This window comes from Clostridium sp. BJN0013 (genome assembly GCF_040939125.1).
Lineage (GTDB): Bacteria > Bacillota > Clostridia > Clostridiales > Clostridiaceae > Clostridium_B.
The window spans coordinates 1,072,290-1,092,148 of sequence record NZ_CP162495.1 but is presented as its reverse complement, the minus strand read 5'-3'; the positions used below and the strand labels follow the sequence as shown (position 1 = coordinate 1,092,148).

15 protein-coding genes, 2 pseudogenes and 1 riboswitch are annotated in these 19,859 nt (G+C 32.2%); of the genes and pseudogenes, 4 read left to right on the top strand and 13 right to left on the bottom strand.

Annotation, left to right across the window (positions count from 1 at the left end; genetic code table 11):
* The first annotated feature begins 32 nt into the window (after positions 1-32).
* A complete protein-coding gene (locus tag AB3K27_RS05785; protein WP_368489747.1) occupies positions 33-197 on the top strand; it encodes a ribbon-helix-helix domain-containing protein in 165 nt (54 codons plus the stop codon).
* 492 nt (positions 198-689) lie between these two features.
* On the opposite strand, the gene AB3K27_RS05780 is transcribed toward AB3K27_RS05785, so the two are convergent.
* The 9 genes and pseudogenes from AB3K27_RS05780 to nifB form a co-directional block, all read right to left on the bottom strand.
* Positions 690-1,979 (bottom strand): nitrogenase component 1, encoded by a 1,290-nt coding sequence (locus AB3K27_RS05780; RefSeq protein ID WP_368490290.1) that lies wholly within the window; start codon positions 1,977-1,979, stop codon positions 690-692.
* A complete protein-coding gene (locus AB3K27_RS05775) occupies positions 1,972-3,444 on the bottom strand; it encodes a nitrogenase component 1 (protein ID WP_368490289.1) in 1,473 nt (490 codons plus the stop codon). The genes AB3K27_RS05780 and AB3K27_RS05775 overlap by 8 nt, the downstream gene beginning before the upstream one ends.
* A gap of 288 nt (positions 3,445-3,732) precedes the next feature.
* Positions 3,733-4,551: a nitrogenase iron protein gene (gene nifH / locus AB3K27_RS05770; RefSeq protein WP_368490288.1), complete on the bottom strand. Its 819-nt coding sequence runs from the start codon at positions 4,549-4,551 to the stop codon at positions 3,733-3,735.
* Between the two features lie 66 nt (positions 4,552-4,617).
* Positions 4,618-5,994 (bottom strand): nitrogenase component 1, encoded by a 1,377-nt coding sequence (locus AB3K27_RS05765; protein WP_368490287.1) that lies wholly within the window; start codon positions 5,992-5,994, stop codon positions 4,618-4,620.
* 38 nt (positions 5,995-6,032) lie between these two features.
* Positions 6,033-7,547 carry a nitrogenase component 1 gene (locus AB3K27_RS05760; RefSeq protein WP_368490286.1) on the bottom strand — a complete coding sequence of 505 codons (1,515 nt, stop codon included), beginning with the start codon at positions 7,545-7,547 and terminating at the stop codon, positions 6,033-6,035.
* 321 nt (positions 7,548-7,868) lie between these two features.
* A pseudogene (locus tag AB3K27_RS05755) lies at positions 7,869-8,354 on the bottom strand (ABC transporter ATP-binding protein); the annotation flags it as partial.
* A gap of 12 nt (positions 8,355-8,366) precedes the next feature.
* Entirely contained in the window at positions 8,367-9,446 is a 1,080-nt protein-coding gene (locus AB3K27_RS05750) for an ABC transporter substrate-binding protein (RefSeq protein WP_368490285.1), read from the bottom strand.
* 41 nt (positions 9,447-9,487) lie between these two features.
* A complete protein-coding gene (locus AB3K27_RS05745) occupies positions 9,488-10,315 on the bottom strand; it encodes an ABC transporter permease (protein WP_368490284.1) in 828 nt (275 codons plus the stop codon).
* A 29-nt stretch (positions 10,316-10,344) separates the two neighbouring features.
* On the bottom strand, positions 10,345-11,616 hold the full coding sequence (gene nifB / locus AB3K27_RS05740; RefSeq protein WP_368490283.1) for a nitrogenase cofactor biosynthesis protein NifB: 1,272 nt from the start codon (positions 11,614-11,616) through the stop codon (positions 10,345-10,347).
* A gap of 174 nt (positions 11,617-11,790) precedes the next feature.
* A riboswitch (SAM riboswitch) is annotated at positions 11,791-11,894 on the bottom strand.
* A gap of 274 nt (positions 11,895-12,168) precedes the next feature.
* Between nifB and AB3K27_RS05735 the strand changes: the two genes are divergently transcribed.
* The 3 genes from AB3K27_RS05735 (at position 12,169) to AB3K27_RS05725 (ending at position 14,991) form a co-directional block, all read left to right on the top strand.
* Positions 12,169-13,158, top strand: a complete 990-nt coding sequence (locus AB3K27_RS05735) for a hypothetical protein (protein WP_368490282.1) — start codon at positions 12,169-12,171, stop codon at positions 13,156-13,158.
* 584 nt (positions 13,159-13,742) lie between these two features.
* Positions 13,743-13,904 (top strand): hypothetical protein, encoded by a 162-nt coding sequence (locus tag AB3K27_RS05730; protein WP_368490281.1) that lies wholly within the window; start codon positions 13,743-13,745, stop codon positions 13,902-13,904.
* The gene (locus AB3K27_RS05725) at positions 13,897-14,991 is read left to right on the top strand and encodes a GerAB/ArcD/ProY family transporter (RefSeq protein ID WP_368490280.1); all 1,095 of its coding nucleotides are present in this window, start codon (positions 13,897-13,899) and stop codon (positions 14,989-14,991) included. Before AB3K27_RS05730 ends, AB3K27_RS05725 begins: the two co-directional genes overlap by 8 nt.
* Positions 14,992-15,055: 64 nt before the next feature.
* On the opposite strand, the pseudogene AB3K27_RS05720 reads toward AB3K27_RS05725, so the two are convergent.
* From AB3K27_RS05720 to AB3K27_RS05705, 4 genes and pseudogenes are all read right to left on the bottom strand, one after another.
* Positions 15,056-15,277, bottom strand: a pseudogene (locus tag AB3K27_RS05720) (tyrosine--tRNA ligase); the annotation flags it as partial.
* Between the two features lie 28 nt (positions 15,278-15,305).
* Positions 15,306-17,045 carry an ABC transporter ATP-binding protein gene (locus tag AB3K27_RS05715; protein WP_368490278.1) on the bottom strand — a complete coding sequence of 580 codons (1,740 nt, stop codon included), beginning with the start codon at positions 17,043-17,045 and terminating at the stop codon, positions 15,306-15,308.
* Positions 17,046-17,621: 576 nt separating this feature from the next.
* Positions 17,622-18,629: an asparaginase gene (locus AB3K27_RS05710; protein WP_368490276.1), complete on the bottom strand. Its 1,008-nt coding sequence runs from the start codon at positions 18,627-18,629 to the stop codon at positions 17,622-17,624.
* Positions 18,630-18,683: 54 nt separating this feature from the next.
* On the bottom strand, positions 18,684-19,859 hold the full coding sequence (locus tag AB3K27_RS05705; protein ID WP_368490274.1) for a MalY/PatB family protein: 1,176 nt from the start codon (positions 19,857-19,859) through the stop codon (positions 18,684-18,686).

Here is a 19,859-nt window from a genome sequence, read left to right as displayed (position 1 = left end):
TAAATGTTATATAATATTTTTGAAGTGATGGCATGGCTGACAAAGATTTGAAAAATAGAACTCCTTTTTCAAATGCAGTTAATACTGAGTTACTGAATAAACTAAAAGCTTATTCTAAAGAAACAGGAACACCAATGTCAAAATTATTAGATAAAGCTATCGAATCATTTTTAAATAACATTAAAAGATTACATTAACGCTCTTAAACAGGGTGTTATTTTTTCAACAAATTTATAATAGAATTTTGACGTTGTTCACTTAGTACGCTGCCACTAAGCAGTTCTCTTATGAACTTCTTATGCTCTCACATAAGCTCAGACTATATCATTACCCTTGCAAAAGGGCATTTCCCACTTCGGATTGCTTAATCCTACTCCCATCACAGGATAGTCGTTGAACTTTACCCTATATTCGGGTCTTAGCTGCTGATTGCCCATTTTTACAGCACTTAGGATTTAACCTTATGCCATCTAACTAATTTTTTCTACTTTCGTAACATTCACGCTTGGTTTTATTTCATACCTACGTTGTAGTTTAGTTAGCTTTAGGGGATTCCAGCAATTCAAGAAATTTTGCATAGATTCTATCTCTATGACTCCATGCTCTTTACGAACATGGGGTGCTTATCGTCTTATTCATAAATCTATAAATAATGTTTTTTATTATTGCAGTTATTTATAAATTTACAACTACTGTTTAGTTACACCATTATATCCCAGGTACTCTCCATTTAGTACAAGCCTATGCATAACAGGAAGAGTTATATTTATTCCAAAAGCATTTAATTCCCTGGTTATGTCTCTATCCCATGAACTTCCTAAAATTAATGGAATATGTGTTCCTAAATTATATTTTCTAAGCCTTTGATGTATCTTTCCGCCATCTAATTCAAAAAATACTTCAAATTTTCTAGTGGATGAAATTTTACTGAATTCATCTATTATATTATTTTGATATTTCTTAGGCGTATCATCTGTTATATATTGTTCGCCTGGAAGAATGCCCAGTTCATTTAATAAAAACTGACTTATACCAAGTGCATAAAAAGAATCTGTTATATTGAAAAATCTATCTGGTATGCTATACCTAAATTCAAGAAAAAAATCAGCTGCTCTCTCTAGATAATAATAAAAATTATCTTCCTCATTTTTAATGAAATCTTCAACTCTACTAGAATCCAAATCAGCAAACTCTCCAACTGTTCTTAAAAATTTACTGGTTTCCCCAGCACCTATAGGCGGCAGTGCATAATGCAAATAAGGTGTACCATATTTTTCTTTTAAAAATTCTGCTGTTTCAATTCCAACCCAGGGAGAAACTACAATATTAAATTGAGCATCTGGTATTGAATTCCATTCCTCTAATCCTCTGGATTTTGGCCCGAATAATATGTTGGCCTTAAGCCCTATATTCTCCAAAAGATATTTTATCTGGTTTAGATTTCCTGCCCAGAAGCTATCTTGGTAGGGAACTGACGACCAAACATTTACAAGACCCTTTTTAATTTGGGGATTTCTTTCCCCTATAAACTGATCTACTATAGCTTTGATCACTATCTCATGTCCTTTAAAATTTGTACCTTTGAATCCGCCTGTTTCAGCATATACTATGGGTACTCCCTGATCCTTGTAGTCTTTTACTACTTGACTCACATCATCCCCTACTATATCCGCAGTGCACCCCGTAAGAACTACAAAAATTTCTCCTTTTAACACTTTAAGAGTTCCATCTATTACCTCTCTTAACCTTGTTTCTCCCCCAAATACAACTTCTCTTTCAGTTGAATTGGTGCATGGGATTGTTCCCCCTCCAGAATATCCTGTACCTTGATAGCCAGAATTTGTACTAAGCCCTCTAAAGAGTTTTACACCGCATCCGGGTCCTGAATGAATTATTGGTATTGCACTTTTTATTGCAGTTACTGTTTGTTGTGCTCCAAGAGTACAATAATGTCTAGGCTGTTCCAATATTTTACTCATGCTTGTTTACCTCCAAAAAAGTATCAGGTTTTTGATTAATCCACCAATCCGTATATGCGAGTTTAGTGTGTGCAGCAATATTTTTTATAAATTCTGGAGTCTCAAGTACATCCAAAACTTTATTTCCATAATTCAATAATCCTTGATACCCTAATCCAAATTGTTCATTGTCCATCAAAAATGTTGGTATACCAAGCTTGGCTCCCCATATAGCCATACCGCCATGACGTGCCACAAATACATCCGGTTTTAATCTATTAAGGGAATTTATAAGTTCATATGATTGTTTATTACATACATTAAAATGTTTTATATCTCCATAAGTTTCAACTAAGTGATCTAAACTCTTTCCTTTATTATCTCTGTTGTCATAACATGGATCATGATGAAATATGGATGCTCCTACAATTTCAATGCCCAAATCCCTTAAAATATACATTATGCTGTGTCCATGGGCAGCACCTGCTGTAATATAGACCCTTTTTCCTTTTAATTTTTCTCTCAGCCTTTCAAGCTCAGGATATATTCTTTCTTTTTCTGATTTAATTAATTCCTCCACTTCTTTTTCTTTCCCGGTTATACTGCCAAGTTCTCTAAACCAGGCATCCGTTCCCTCTATTCCATAAGCAGGTGGAGTTTTAACTTCCGGCACTCCATATTCCTGTTCAAGAGATGCAGCCAAATAGGTTCCAAGTGTGGGACAAATCTGCACTGTAGCTGCTGCTTCAGATATTTTTTCCAATTGATCTATTGTAGAAAATGGTACTATATAATTGGGGGTTAAACCAATCCTTCCAAATAAATCAGTAAAAATATCGGTACCCCAAAAATTAATCACATTTATTGTATCTTTTCTTTTTTTAATTGGTGGTTTTACTATCTTTCTGATTATTGCATGATATGCTGCATCAAAACCAGTGGTCCAAATTTTAGATCTAAAGCCTTCACATGAAACATATACAACCGGAATATTAAATTTATTCTCAGCTTCCTGGGCTATGGTATCTACATCATCACCTATAATTCCAGATGCACAGGAAGTTGTTATAAATATTGCATTAGGTTTAAATCTATAATATGCTTCTTCTATAGTGGATTCCAATTTTTGTCTTCCCCCATATATAGTATCTTCCTCATTTAAGTTTGTACTTAATAAATTTGCGTTTGCAACCGGAATATTTCTTGCTTGTCTTTCTACTCTATTTATAAAGTTAAAATCTGAAAAATCAGCTGAACAGCCCAGTGGAGCATGATTTATAACCACAGCATCCAGTATTAAAGCCAGCTGACACAATGCATTACCTGAGCTGCATCCTAAGCATTGGCTAAAAGAATGTATTCTATCACAGAGTTTTCCTGATTTTGATTTATTACAAAGTTCAGATGCACTTCCATAAAATCCCGTGATTGAGCCAAGTCTTCTCTCTCTAATTTCAACTTCTGGTGACTTTATATTTACCCTCAAAACTATCTACCCCCTATATTTAATTCTACATTAAAGTAACATATAGTTTAGGTATCTGACTATATTAATGTTAAAATTACTTTTATCCGAACACGGTAATTAGCTAACACTCCCATCTTCTTCAAAGTGGGAGATAAACACTGCTGCGCGCCTGGATAAGTTCTTCCCCTAAAGGATAACGTATTCTAAGTGCTAAAGGCACTAAGAATACTGTTAATAAGGTTCAGATGGAGATAAGTATTTCTCTATAGCAAACTCCACCTGAACCTAAGAATAACTTGATTTACGCTAATCTATAAGCCCATGTTCTAAAAATATTTCCTCAAGTCTTTCGTGACTCATAGGTTTTGGAATTACAAATAGTTCATTTTCCTCTATGGATTTTGCAAGAGATCTATATTCAGCTGCCTGAGCTTCACCAGAATCAAATTGTATTACTGTCTGTTTGTGAATTTCAGCTTTTTGGACCACATTATTCCTTGGAACAGTGTAAATTAACTGAGTGCCTAATTCTTTTGCAAAGGCCTCTAACAATTCTTTTTCATTGTCTACATTTCTGCTGTTACAAATAATCCCACCTAACCTTACTCCTCCTTTTTTAGCATATTTTTTTATTCCTTTTGATATATTGTTTGCAGCATAAAGAGCCATCATTTCACCACTGGCCACAATATATATTTCTTTGGCTTTTCCTTCACGAATAGGCATAGCAAAGCCTCCACACACAACATCTCCTAATACATCATAAAAAACATAGTCTAAGTCATCAGTATATGCTCCTAATCTCTCCAGCATATTTATAGATGTAATTATTCCTCTTCCTGCACATCCTATTCCTGGTTCCGGTCCACCGGACTCAACGCACTTTATTCCACCAAAACCTGTTTTCATTATATAATCTAATTCTACATCTTCTCCTTCTTCCCTTAAAGTATCTAGCACTGTTTTTTGTGCAAGTCCACCTAAAAGAAGTCTTGTAGAATCAGCCTTAGGATCACATCCAACTACCATGACGTTTTTTCCTAATTCCGATAAACCGGCTGTTAAATTTTGTGTGGTTGTAGATTTACCTATTCCACCTTTTCCATAAATAGCTATTTGTCTCATATATATGTTCCTCCTCAAATTGAAAATATGATTATAAAATTTATTCAAACTACATTTACATTAAAATTATGCACTCGCTCCAACTATAGTAGTGTATATCTTTTCAAGCAAAGTAAGCGCTCCTCTATAACCTACATAAGATTTTGAAAGCACCAGTTCATAAGATGCCGGAAAACCCACTTCAACTATGGATCCTTTTAATTCTTTAGTGAGATCCCTCTCCCAGGTAGTTCCAAAAATAATAGGGGGCTTATGACCAAAATCTGTTTTTCTTATTTTTTCATGAATGGTATAACTGTCTTCTTCAAATTCTATATCTACTGAAACATCTTCTGCTATATTTTTAAATTCCTCCCGAATACCACTTCTATATTTTTCAGGTGGATCTTCCGTAATAATTTGTATGGCAGGTATCAGTCCCAATTGATTTACCAAAAACTTTGTCAGGGCTAAATTATATGCACTGTCACCTATAACTGCAAATTTTGCTGGTAATCCCCACCAATACTCTGCATAAAAATCAGAAAAATCCTCTAGGTATTCATAATATTTCTTTTCCTCTTCTTCAATAAATTTTTCCGCTTTAACTTTATCAATTCCTGAAAATTCTACTACTTTTCTTAAAAAACTACTGGTTTCCTTTGCTCCTATTGGAATTATAGGAATATGCAAATAAGGCTGTTTATATTTTTTCTTTAATTTTTCTGCAGTTTTAAGACCCAGCCATGGGGATACTACCAGATTAAATTGTGCTTTTTTAATATTTTTCCACTCTGAAACCCCTGCACTTTCATGCCCAAATAATATATTGACCTTTAAACCTATACCCTCTAGGATTCTTTTAATTTCTGTAAGATCTCCCCTCCAAAAAGTATTATGATAAGGAAGAAGTGACCACACATTTACAAGTCCTTTTTCTAAAGGTCCATCATAATCACCTACATATTGATCGATGATAGCTTCTGTAACCAGTTCATGTCCTGTAAAATTATTTCCTTTAAATCCACCTGTTTCTGCATACACTATAGGACGACCTTCATCCTGAAATTCGCCCACTACAGCCCCAACATCATCTCCAACAGTATCTGGAATACATCCTGTCATAACTACAAATAAATCCGCATCCAGAACTTTAAAAGTTGCATCTATAAGTTCTCTTAATCTATCTTCACCACCAAATACAACTTCCTTTTCATAAATATTGGAACTTGGAACAACAGACCCTCCTCCATAGCCTCCTCCCTGAAATCCATTATAGAAAGCCAGGTTAGAAGTTTGTTTGTCCACACATCCTGGACCACAATGGGCAATTGGAATTACTCTTGGAATTGCGAAAACACTGTGTACAGCCCCTAGGGCACATCCATATCTAATCTGTTCAATTGAGTTTGACTTTTCGACAATTTTATTTGTATTTTTTTGTTCTATTTTTATATTAGACACTAAATTCACTCCTATTCTATAAAGTCACTGCTATTTTTCTAATACACAACATAATGTTGTTTTTCCAATATATAAGGATCTCTCTGTTCAAGCCACCATTTTGTATAAGGCAGTTTAACATGAGATGACAAATCTTTGTGGAATTTTTTACGTGCAAGTATATCTAAAATAGTTTCTCCTAAATTTAAAATTCCGCTGTACCCTATGGCATGGTGTTCATCCCCCAATGGAGCTGCGGGAATTCCCATTCGTGAAGCTAATGGAGCCAATCCATTATGCCTGATAAGAATAAAATCTGGATTTACATTTTTAAGCAGCCCATAAAACTGAAATTGCTGTCTGTTACTTACACTAAAATTAGCAACATCCTCATAGTTATCTACTAAGAATTTAAGGGTATCCTTGCTAGGATCATTGTTGTCATATATTGGATCATGATGAAATACTAAGGATCCATCTACCTCAATTCCAAGTTCTTTAAGAACTGCAATCAGTCCATGAGAATAAGCTGAACCTGTAGCCGCATATCCTTTTTTGCCTTTTAATAACTTTTTAAGTTCTTCTATTTTAGGTGCTATTCTTTTATGCTCTTTTTCTATATATATTTCTGCTTCTTTTTCTCTATGGGTAATTCTGGCCAATTCTCTTAGCCATGCATCCGTTCCTGCAATTCCATAAGGTTGGGGTGCTTTAACTTCAGGAACTCCAAAATGTTCTTCTAGTGCAGCTGCCATATAAGACCCCAGTGTATTGCAGAAAGTAACAGTGGCAGCAGCTTCTGAAAGCTTTTCTAAATCTTCCACTTTAGCTAGATCTACAACATAGTTAACTCTGAGCCCCAATTCTGCCAGCATGGGAGTGAATACATCACTACCCCAAAGGTTAATTATGTTTACTAGATCCCCTTGTTTTTTAGGATTTTTATTAACTATCTGCCTCAATATTCCATGCTGGGTAGCATCAAATCCTGTACTCCAGTGTTTTGATCTAAAACCTTCACAATACATGGGAATGACCGGAATATTAAGTTCTTCCTGCATTTTACTGGCTACACTATCTATATCCTCTCCAATTATTCCCGAGGCACAGGAAGTCCCAATAAATATAGCTCTAGGGTGATGCCTGTTCCATGCGTCCCTTATAGACTGTTCCAATTTATCAAGTGCGCCAAATACCATATCTGTTTCTTTCATATTAGTATTGATTATCTTTATATTTTGTATAGGCAGATTTCTAATGGCAAGTCCATTTCTATATATGGAATTGTAGGCTACCTGCCCTGTTCCACATCCTATTGGTGCATGTTGAATCAGAACTGCATCTCTTACATTTCCAGCCTGACATTCTACCATTTGCTCACTGCAAGTAGAACCTTGGGTAAAAGGTCCTGTAGCCTCACAAAGCCTTTTTCCTCCATTTCCCTTGCATCCTGCACAAGTAAAGGCAGAGTCTTTGGAAAGCTCTGAAGCTTTTCCGGTTTTCCAGCCAATAATAGTCCCCAGACGCTGTTCACGGGTATTTACTACAGAAGTATTAAGATTAAATTTCTTCATATATTACATCCTCCCTTGATTTAGGTATCTGAAAATAAATAATAAGTCAAAGGTGGTAAGGCTATTTTACATAAGACAAGGAAGCAGGTTCCTTTGATAGTGGGGCTATCATAGGGTTCTGCTGACGCAGTATTATGTAAGATAGACTACCATACTGGCTAATTATTTATTTGAAGATACCTTAGCTAATAAAACATGATTTTTTGTAAATTATATACTCAAATTAATACCATTAAATACCTCCTCATTTTTGTTACCTATCAATTTGCTTTCAACAAATTTTATTATTATATCTACAAACAACCCAAGAGCGGCTATAACAATTGCCACCCTCTGCTTCATACCTCCCGATAATTCATGGGGATATCTATTTTCAAAATTACTTAATCCCACAAGTTTAATAAATTTATTACTTATTTCTTTTCTTTCATTTTTTGGTATACCTTTTATCTCAAGGCCAAATTCAATATTTTGTTCTACAGTTCTCCATGGAAATAGTGCATATCCTTGAAAAATAATACCTCTGTCCAAATCTGGTCCTTCAATTAACTTATCATCTATATATAGTTCACCTGATGTAGGTTTAGACAACCCGGCCAAAATATCTAAGAAAGTTGATTTTCCACATCCACTGGGTCCTACAATAGTTATAAATTCCCCTTTTTTTATTTTTAAATTAAAATTGTCCAGTGCCAAAAATTTTTCACTTTTTTCGCCACTTTCAGATTTTACATCATAAAATTTCTGTACATTTTTAACTATAATTTTGTAATTATCAGATCTTGATTTCTCAATTACTTTACTCATTTAATTTTCCTCCTAATTTTTAACTATAAAATTTGGTGATGAAGCTAAGTTAGTATATTTATCAAACTTATGAGTGACTATATCACTAACCTTCACTTTTGTATCCTGAGGAAGTGCTCCGCTTTTTATACTCCCATCTATCCACTCTTGTATATCACTATCTTTTATAGTTCCATCAATGGCATAGTAATGATTGGCACTTACAGGTACTCCTATAGCCTCTTCTACCATTTTATTTACTTTAGCCCTTTCTTCCTTATTTGGAATACTTTCATTTATATACCTTTCTGCTTTTTTAACTGCCACTATAAACTTTTCAATCTCTTCTGGATGCTTTTCTATAAAGCTATCTGAAAAATAGTAAAGATAAGTTCCTCCATTTTCACCGGCTATAGGTTCGCTTGTAGTAAGTATATTACCTATTCCGCTATCTTCAATAGATTTATAGTATGGTGGGTGAACTACAGCAATTTGAATAAGACCTTTCTTTAGAGCTAGAACCTGTTCTACATCAGGCATTTGAATCCATTCAATTTTATCTATAGGTATATTATTTTGATCCACAAACAATTTATAAGATAAATAATCTACACAAGAATTTCTAGAATTAGTTCCAACTTTAACTTTTCCATCAAAGTTTTTAATATCTGCTAATGTTTTTATGGAACTATTCTTATTACTTACCCACCACATATGCTGAAGATGCTCATAGTCATCTGTATCTTTTGATGGTTCTACAATAGATCTTGCTACAGCTTTTATTTTGGCTCCTCCTTGTGCAGCAATGGCTAAATTATTAGGATGTGCATCTCCAAAATCATTATTCCCATTTAATATAGATGGAAGCCTTTGTGCAGGCTGTGTATCCCCTGTATACTCTACTTTTAAACCTTGTTCTTTAAAATATCCAAGCTTATCCGCTATTACAATAGGTGCTGCAGTACAATCTTTCCTGCTCCATGTTCTAACGACCTGTAACTCTTCACTTTTATCAGCATTAGCTGCTTCATCCTTATTACTGCCACAAGCTGAAAAAATCAATGTTGATACAAATACAGTACTTAATATTAAAGCTAATTTTCTATTTTTCATTTTTAGTTTCCCCCTTAAAAGTGCTTTATTATCTAATATTTTTAAGCTGTAAAAGATTCTTCTTTCCAGACTACAACCTTTCTTTCTATAAAAGCTATTGTTTTATTTATAAGTATTCCTAATACTGCAATTGTAAATGCTGCTGCAAAAAGTCTATTAATTTGAAAATTAACCTCTGAATTTAACACCATCCACCCAAGTCCTGCACTTGCACCAATCATCTCAGCTGCAATCAACATAAGAAATGCATTTCCCGAACTCAGTTTCAATCCTGCAAATATATTAGGTGCTGAACCCGGCAAAATGATTTTCCAAAACAATTTTACTTTAGATGTACCCATAGCCCTGGCGGCTTTAATCAGAAGTGGATCGATAGTTTTTACTCCTGTTATGGTACTAAACAGTATAGGCCATATGGAAACCCAAAATATTATCGATATTTTGGCTACCTCTCCAATTCCAAAAAGTAAAATAAAAACTGGAAGTAATGAAAAAGGATTCACCTGAGCTAAAATTTGAAGTAGGGGATCTAAAAATTCCTCAACCTTTTTAAATCCTCCCCCAAGTAAGAAGCCTAATGGTAGTGCTATAACTGCTGCCAGCATGAACCCTATTATGGCTCTCATAAGACTTACTTTAACATGTACTATCATTTCATTTTTCAATATAAGATCCCAAATTGTACTAATGGTTTCTGAAAAAGTAGGTATAAATTGGTGATCAGCTATACCTACTATGGGGGCTATCTGCCAAAAAACCAGAAACAATACAATGGCTAAACTTTTTCTTAAAATTTTAATTACCAATTCATTAAAACTGCCCTTGCTATTTGAAATTTTTATATTTTTTGTCATATTTTTTATATTCATATTTACCATTCCCCTTTGTACTTGAATATTTATGAATCTTTTTCAAGTAATTCTATGGCTTTTTTTATACTCTGTTCTATACTAAAATACATTTGAAATACTTTTATTCCCTTCTCATGCAGCATGGTCAAAGGTTCAAAACCTATCCTCAATACAAGTACTGCATTGCAATCCTCTATGCTTTTTAAGATATTTGATATCTTATTATCATGGCCATCACATTCACTTATACCACTGCAGTATTTGTTTATGATCCTTTTTTCTTTAAGTTCAATTTTCCCGTTTATTACATCATATATATAGAATTGTGACACATGTCCAAAATGTGCATCTACATTTACACCGGACTTAGTTGCAACTGCAAATCTATATTTACTCTTCTTATAAATTTTTTCTTTACTGTTAAGCTTAACTATATTTTTCCCTTTAAAATCATGTTCAGTATCATTTCTAAATTCACTAGATATATCCTTGTCTAAAGTTCCTATTGCATCTGCCCTACATTGTTTGCAATGATACATCTGCTTTAAATCCAGTTCGCATTTTTTTCTCATATGGTTTAACTCCAAATCACTTACAGTAGGCATATTCTCAAATACACTACCCTTAACAGGTATAAGAGGCATAATGTTTGTCATGTATGCTCCACACTCTTTAACTTTTTTAACTACTTCTGGAATATGATTGCTATTAATTCCTTTTATCATAACAATATTTACCTTGCATATTATACCTTTTTGAGTAATATATCTAAGACCTGATAATTGATTATTTAACAATACATTCCCTGCCTCTTCTCCTTCAAGAACACTTCCTAGATAATTAACATATTTATATATTTTGCCACTTATTTTAGGATCCACTGCATTTATAGTTATAGTGACATGAGTGACCCCCAGTCTTATTATTTCATCTGCATAAAAAGGCAACATCAATCCATTGGTAGAAAGACAAAATGTAATATTTGGTGATTCCTTTTTTATTAACTCTATAGACTTTTTAGTTTCTTCAAAATTTGCCAGTGGATCTCCTGGACCTGCTATACCCACTACAGTCAAATTTTTCACTTTTTCTTTTACTATATTAAATTTATCTCTAGCTTCCTCAGGAGTTAAAACTTCACTGGTAACCCCTGGTCTAGTTTCATTCACACAATCATATTTTCTATTGCAAAAGTTACAGCTTATATTACACTTTGGTGCTACAGGGATATGCATTCTTGCATATTTATGGGCAATACAGTTGTAACAGGGATGGGTTAATGTCCTCTCTTCTATACTTCTTGCAAAATCTATGCTCATATTTTATTTATCTCCTCTCTGCATAACTTAAATATAAAAAAAGACTAAGTAAACCGAATAAAATTCAGTTTACTTAGTCTCCAGTGTGTCTGGTCAACTAAGGTATCGAAATTAATATTATACAATAAAAAACTTCTTACAGATGAAATGTAAGAAGTTTAACTCTTTCTTAATGTCTCATCTTTCAGGTTACCCCGCAGGAATTAGCACCATTGAATAAATAACATCCAGGTTGCCGGGCATCATAGGGCCAGTCCCTCCGCCTCTCTTGATAAGAAATTTTATATTAAATTTTAACTAACATAATGTGTATTTTTACTTGTTGATAGTACTATACAATTTTTTAGTTCTTTTGTCAATAGCTAATTTTTTATAATTTAAAATTTTTTTTGTAGATTTCAATCATTTATCAACCTCATATATAATTGTTTAATTTACACAAAGTTTATATGTTTTTTAAAAATTTTTCTTGCTTTTTTACACTTTATATTGATATAACTAAGTCATGAGAGATACGCCTGGAATCTCAATATTGATTTGGAGGATAATAAAATGGATAATAAATCTGTACAGGGAAAAGTTCAAACAGTATTAGGTCTAGTAGACAGCAATAAATTGGGATTTACTATTACACATGAGCATCTTTTGATGGATATGTCTATATTAGTTCCAAAGTTTGTTACTCTTCTATTCAGAAAAATAGCTAGGAATATGAAGAAAACAAATGTAGACGATGCAATCCATGAAGCCATTTTATTCAAAAAAGCTGGCGGCAATACCATTGTTGACGTGACACCTCGTCATATTCGTTTTGATACCCAGGTGTTGGTACGTATTGCTAAAGAGACAGGAATCAACATTGTTATGGGTACGGCTTATTATATTGAACCCACATTGCCAAGGGACATGAATAACAAGACTATAGAAGATATTGCCAATGAGTATATTAATGACATTACAAAGGGTTTCGATGATACTGGAATTAGGGCAGGCATCATTGGAGAAATTGGTTGTTCCTGGCCAATCACGGAAAATGAGATAAAATCTCTTAAAGCAGCAGCAATTGCTCAAAAGGAAACTGGAGTACCAATAAGTATTCATTCTGCTTTTCATCCTGATGCACCATTTGAGATTTTAATAATATTAACAGAAGCTGGTGCTGACCCAGAACGAATTATTCTAGGTCATATGGAATTTGCTTTTTCTAATGAAGCAAGATTAAAATTTGCTGATTTGGGCTGCCATATACAGTTTGATAGTTTAGGAGTTTCTGACACGGTGTTTAAAAGGTCTGGTTGTAAGATAACAACAGACGTTCAACGTGTAGACCAAATCAAGGAACTGATTGAACATGGTCATTTGGGCCAGATACTGGTTTCTCACGATTTCTGCACTAACGATTGTATGACTTATACTGGTGGTCCAGGTTATATTCATATACCAACTAAAATTCTACCATTAATGAAGGAAAAAGGCCTGTCAGATGCACAAATTCATACAATAACAGTAGACAATCCTGCACATATTCTAAGTATTACATAATTTTTCTGTGATCTAACAGATGCAATGTATAAGCAAAAGAAACGTTTATTCCTTTGTAGTAAACCGTTATATAATAGCATCGGTTGTTTTTATTCTAACGCTAGAAAACCGTATTGCTAATATGATACAATTTTTATATGCACAGTTTGGCGTTGTATAATATTGTACAAGGATAGGAGAACAAAAAAATGGATTATAAAAAGTTCATAGAGGAAAAAATGAACTAGATGATTTTGCAACAGATATTGGAGTAAGGATTCTGGAAATCGGGGATGGCTATGCTTGTGGTGAGCTTCTTATTAAGAAGATACACATAAATCCCATTAATGCTGTACATGATGGTGTTATTTTTACCTCTGCAGATAAAATAAATAATACCATAAACAAATTATTATTTAGACAGATAATTACGTGTTTATATAAAGAAACTATGTATTAAGGTTATAATATATGCTTATATCAGGAATAGAAGGGTATTTATGTCACTAACTACAGAGTTATATGGAAATTTATTTGGATACATATATAATTCAAGTAAATATTTTTAATGAAGCTTGGAAAATATAAATTATGAGGTGATATAAATGACTGATAAAAAATACAGTGTAGGTAAAAATACTGATATAAGCAATATAAAAGATATATTTATAAGGTTACCTATATGGAAGATGAATAAAAGACCTGATGCTATCCCACATAATGATCCTACAAGACAAAGTGATTTTAGGAATGAAAAAAATGAATAAAACTCAGAATATCTTCTTAACCCCAAGTCAGTTTATATTTATACTAAAATCAGCTATTGTAGGTATTGAGCTTATGCACTTGCCTAATCGTATTATAAAATTTGCAAAACAGGACAGCTGGATTAGCTGCATATTAGGAACAATATATCCTTTATATATAGTTATTATAGCAAATTATCTGTGTAAAAAGTTTCCTAAAGACAATATACTGACATTGAGTAAAAAATGTTTTGGAAACTTTTTAGGAAATATTTTAAATATTATTTTTATATCTTTCTTCTTATTTGTGCTTACATCATCATTTTCCGAATATGCCAATTTATTCAGGATGTATTCAACTCCTTTTCTGAAGCTTTATCAGATTCTTCTCACTACTTTAATTCCCATATCATACATTGCTTATAAGGGTATAAAACCTTTGGGAAGGCTAGCTGAAGTAGGTTTTTATTTAACTATAGGATTAGTTATTCTTCCTATAGCTATTTTAGCATATGGGAGTTTTTTAAATCTGATGCCTGTATTTGGCTCAGGACTAACTAATATATTAAAAGGTTCAAAAGAAACTGTCTTTGCCATTTCTGGTATGGAGATTATATTTCTTATTTATCCTTTTTTACAGAATAATAAAAAGTTATTAAAATGTGGTATAGTGGCTACTGCTATTATAGGATTTATTTATACATGGTCTGTTTTTGCAACTATTTATTACTTAGGTATTGAAACTCCTCCAAAGTATTTATGGCCTATCTTAACGTTAGCCGATAGTATAAATATTCCTATTATAAATAGTTTTAGGTTTGTATTTATATCTTTATGGTCTCTGGTAGAATTTAAATGTCTAGCTACCTACTATTTTGCAGTTTCTTACGGTTTAAATCAATCAGTAAAAAAGATACCTGCTGAAGTATTTGTTCTGATTTTATACCCTGTAATTATTATTATAACTATATTATATGGGAATCCAACAAATAGAGGAAAGTATACATATAAACTAATTATTATTTATGTAATATTCAACTTAATATATATTTCTGCAGTAGCAATTTTAATTCATTTTAAAAAAGACGATGCTTATAAAAAAGGTTAATATTTTCTTACTAATTATTATAATATCCATCTTTATTATATTTTTCATAGGAATAAAGGGATCATCGTACCTCTATTTTCTCCATATCAAATATTTTGAAAATTTGCTTGCAATAATTCTGGCATTTTCTTTTACTTGTTCATCGGTTAGTGCGACCCTATCCCTAGATTTTCCTGTAGGGTCGCCGATTTTTTCCAGTGAAATCCCCAATAATAATAACTACATGATGACCTAAATCCTGCATTTGTTTGATCTTACACAGTACAACTGCATGACCTATTTGTAAACATTATAAAAATAAACAGTGTTTGTTTTTAGGCATTAAGTCCTTGAAATTGCATATTATAATAATGAGAATATAATCCTTTTTTCTTTAAAAGTTCTTCATGACTTCCTCTCTCTTTAATTCTCTCATTATCAATAACTATTATTTCATCGGCATTTCTTATAGTACTTAATCTATGTGCAATTACTATTGTAGTTCTATTTTTAGAGAGCTTTTCAAGGGAATTTTGTATAAATCTCTCGCTTTCATTATCTAAAGCAGATGTTGCCTCATCTAATATTAATATAGGTGGATTTTTTAAAAACACTCTCGAAATAGATATTCTTTGTTTTTGACCTCCTGAAAGTTTTACTCCATGCTCACCTATATAAGTATCGTATCCTTCAGGTAGTGTCATTATATATTCATGAATATTGGCTTCTTTTGCAGCCTTTATTACCTCTTCATCAGAAGCATCTGGCTTTCCATACTTTATATTATCCTTTACAGTACCAGAAAACATATAAACCTCCTGCTGTACAATTCCAATAGAATTTCTAAGAGATTCAATACTTAAATCTCTTATATCCTTTCCGTCTATTGTTACAGAACCCTCTGTCACATCATAAAATCTTGGAAGCAGGGAACATATGGTTGTCTTCCCGGCACCGGAAGGACCAACTAACGCAATATTTTGACCAGCTTTTATACTTATATTTATATTATTTAATACATTATGCTTACTATGATAATTAAAACATACATTTTTATACTCTATATTGCCTTTTACATTCTCAAGTACTACAGCATCTTTACTATCAATTATTTCTGGTTCAGTTTTTATTACTTCCATAAACCTCCTAAAGCCGGCATAGCCTTTTTGAAATTGTTCTGCAAAATTAATAAGTATATCTATAGGATTTATGAAAATATTTATATATAACGCATAAATTGCTAAATCTGATATTTTTAAAGAACCTTCAGTGAAAAATATACCTCCAGAGACTATTATAGAAACATATAATATTCCCTGAAAAAAAGAATTACCTGCAATAAATTCTCCCATAACTTTATAGCTATCTGCTCTAGAATTCAAATACTCATTATTATTTTTACTGAATTTTCTTTTTTCCAAATCTTCATTTCCAAAAGATTTCACTGTCCTTATTCCTTCCAAGCTATCTTGAACTGATGCATTTATATTAGCCATTTTTTTTCTGTTATCTAAAAATATATGCTGCATTTTTTTATTTTTATATATTGAAAACACTACCATAACTACAGTAACTAAAAATAAAATAAATGTCATTTTAATATTTATAAATAATAGTATTATAAAAGAACCTATAATTTTAACAACGGATATAAATACATTTTCCGGGCCATGATGTGCAAGTTCTGATATATCAAAAAGATCAGATACAAGTTTGGACATCATCTGTCCTGTGTTATTATTGTCATAATAAGAAAATGACAACTTTTGAAGATGATTAAACAAATCACTTCTCATATTGTTTTCCATTCTAGCTCCCATAATATGTCCCCAAGAGGCTATAAAATATTGACAAAAGTATTTTAATATGTAAATAGCCATTAACGCTATACCTATGTAAATCAGCCCTTCCAGCACTACACTTTTATCCCTAATAAAAAAATTCTTTGAAAGATAACTTAAAATTAAAGGAAAAGATAAATCTACTACTGAAACTAAAAATGCACAAACCATATCTGTAAAAAATAAAAATTTATATGGTTTATAATAACTTAAAAACTTTGTTAATATATTCACTTTAATACCACCTTTCTGAATTATATTATACTATAATTATGTAAAATTTAACTACAAACTAAAATAACATAAATATATTAAATAATTTTCACTTCCTTGAAATTTTCTTAAAAATCGTAGTTTAAGCTATTTTTTCTAAATGATATTGAATATCATTTAATGTTATGTTATTATTAATTTAGTTAATAAATCTTTGAAATAATGACCATAGGCTAAATAGTACAATAATTTTACTTAAAAATAAAAACCCCTGATTTCGCCAATATACCCTATTAAATTTCATAGAAATTTAATAGGGTATATTTCTGCATCAAAACAAAAGCAGGCAATATTATCAAGTAATTCTTAGGCTCAGGTGGAAATTGCTATAGAGAGATACTTATCTCCACCTGAACCTTAGAAGAACTTATCCAGGCGCATAGCAGTGCTTATTTCCCACTTTAAAGAAGATGGGAGTGTTAGCTAATTGCCGCGTTCGGATAAATAATAGCGCCTACTTAATCCAAAACAATTATAACTTCCTCGATACATATTAGACGAAATACATTTTGTTTTTGCTTCAATAAATTTAAAAATTTATTTTTTATTTAAATAAAAATCAGGAAATATCTCTCCTACCTTTTCTTTTACATTATTAATGTTATCTCTAATCTTAAATATACTTAAGGCTTTTTTCTCTTTTTCCTTTAGAACTTTTAAATCTTCCAAACATTTAACTGCTGTAGGCCATAGAGCTCTGCTATTGCCATCTTCTATCTTAATCGCTATGCCCAAATCCATATCTCTTACTCCAATACAATATACTCCTTCTGCACCAAGTTTTCCTATAAGTCTTCCTCCCGTATTTTTCATAAGTTCAGTACAGAAGCCGCCAGTCCCCGCTACCATTTCAGGTGCTTTTGTCATAGCTTTAAACACTCTATCTGCAGCATTTTTATACTCCCTGCTAAATACACTGCTATTAGCCATTCTACAAAATCCTAATGCCATATTATATAATGGCATTCCAAAAATTGGCACAGTACATCCATCTATACCCACAATTATATCCTCTTCCTTTATAAAGCAAACTTTAGATATTATTTCCTTTATTTCTCTTTGTACAGGATGCTCCAAAAGATTATAACTATTTAAATCATATCCTTTTAGGACACACACAGAAAGTATTCCACAATGTTTTCCTGAACAATCCGTATAAGAAGGATTTAACTTTACATGATTCCATAAAAGTTTTTCAGCATAATCTTCATTAAGAGACAAAGTAGACCCACAAAGCAAATTGTCTATGCCAAGGCCTATCTTTTTCAATATGTTTTCCACAGTATTTCTATGAAAATCCTCTCCATAATGAGAAGCACACATTACAGATATCTCTTCATCTGTAAAAGAAAATCTTTTATCAGCCCCGGATAATATAACATTTAAAGCCTGTATTGGCTTTGCTGCAGAACGCATATATGTAACTTTATATGGATTTCCCAAACTATGAAGAAGTTCCCCACTACTATTCACTACGGCTATATCCCCCCTATGAATACTTTCAACTAAGGCTCCTCTTGTAACTTTTACTGCTATTTCTGACACAAGAACCCCTCCCAAAGTAAAATAGTATAATTAATTATACTATTTGTAAATCAATTATAAATTATTTACAGCTTTTTCAATTCTCTTTAAAGCTTGTTTTAAAATATCTCTGGGGCAGGCAATATTCATTCTTTCAAAGCCTTCTCCATTTTTGCCGAAAGTAAATCCCTCATTAAATTGAATTTTTGCCCTAGTAAGCATAAAACTTTTAAGTTCTGTTCCATTCATACCTAGTTCTCTACAATCTATCCATAATAAATAAGTACCTTCAGGTTCAATAATTTTAAGTCCAGGTATTTTTTCTCTTATATACTTTTTAACAATTTCTTTATTTTCATACAAATAATCCATAAGTTGATTTAGCCACTGTTCTCCATATTCATAAGCTGTTTCACAAGCTACTATACCAAATAAATTAAGACTTAGTGCTGCCATATTCTCTAATTGTACAGTATACTCTTTTCTTAATCTATTATTAGGTATAATTATATTTGAAACTTGAAGACCTGCTAAATTAAAAGTTTTGCTTGGAGCAGTACATATTATGGAATTTTCCTGAATCTGCTTTGATAAGGTAGCTAAAGGAATATGCCTGTAACCTTTATATATCAAATCCGAATGAATTTCATCAGACACTATGAGTACATTATTCTCTACACACATTTCTCCTAATCTTTTTAATTCTTCTTCAGTCCATACCCTCCCAACCGGATTATGGGGACTACATAGTATTAATAGCTTAACCCGGGGATGCTTTAATTTTTGCTCTAGATCTTCAAAATCCATATAATACTTTTCATTAATAAATTTTAGAGGATTATCTACTATACCACATCCATTTCTTACTATAGATTTATAAAAAGGATAATAAACTGGTGATTGCAAAATAACTTTATCTCCGGCATGGGTAAAAGCCCTAATAATAGTATTAATAGCAGGAACAACGCCGGAGCTGATAACAATCCACTGCTTTTTTATCTCCCAACAATGTCTTTTCATCATCCAATTTGTTACAGCCTCATAATAACCTTCATTAATTTTTGTATATCCATAAACACCTTCCTGTGCCCTTTCAATTATTGCTTTCTTAACTTCGGGTACAGTTTCAAAATCCATATCTGCTATAGACATTGGAATAATATATTCATCTCCACATTGTTTTTTACTCAAATCCCATTTAACACAATGGGTATTCTTTCTATGAATAATTTTATCAAAATTATATTGCAA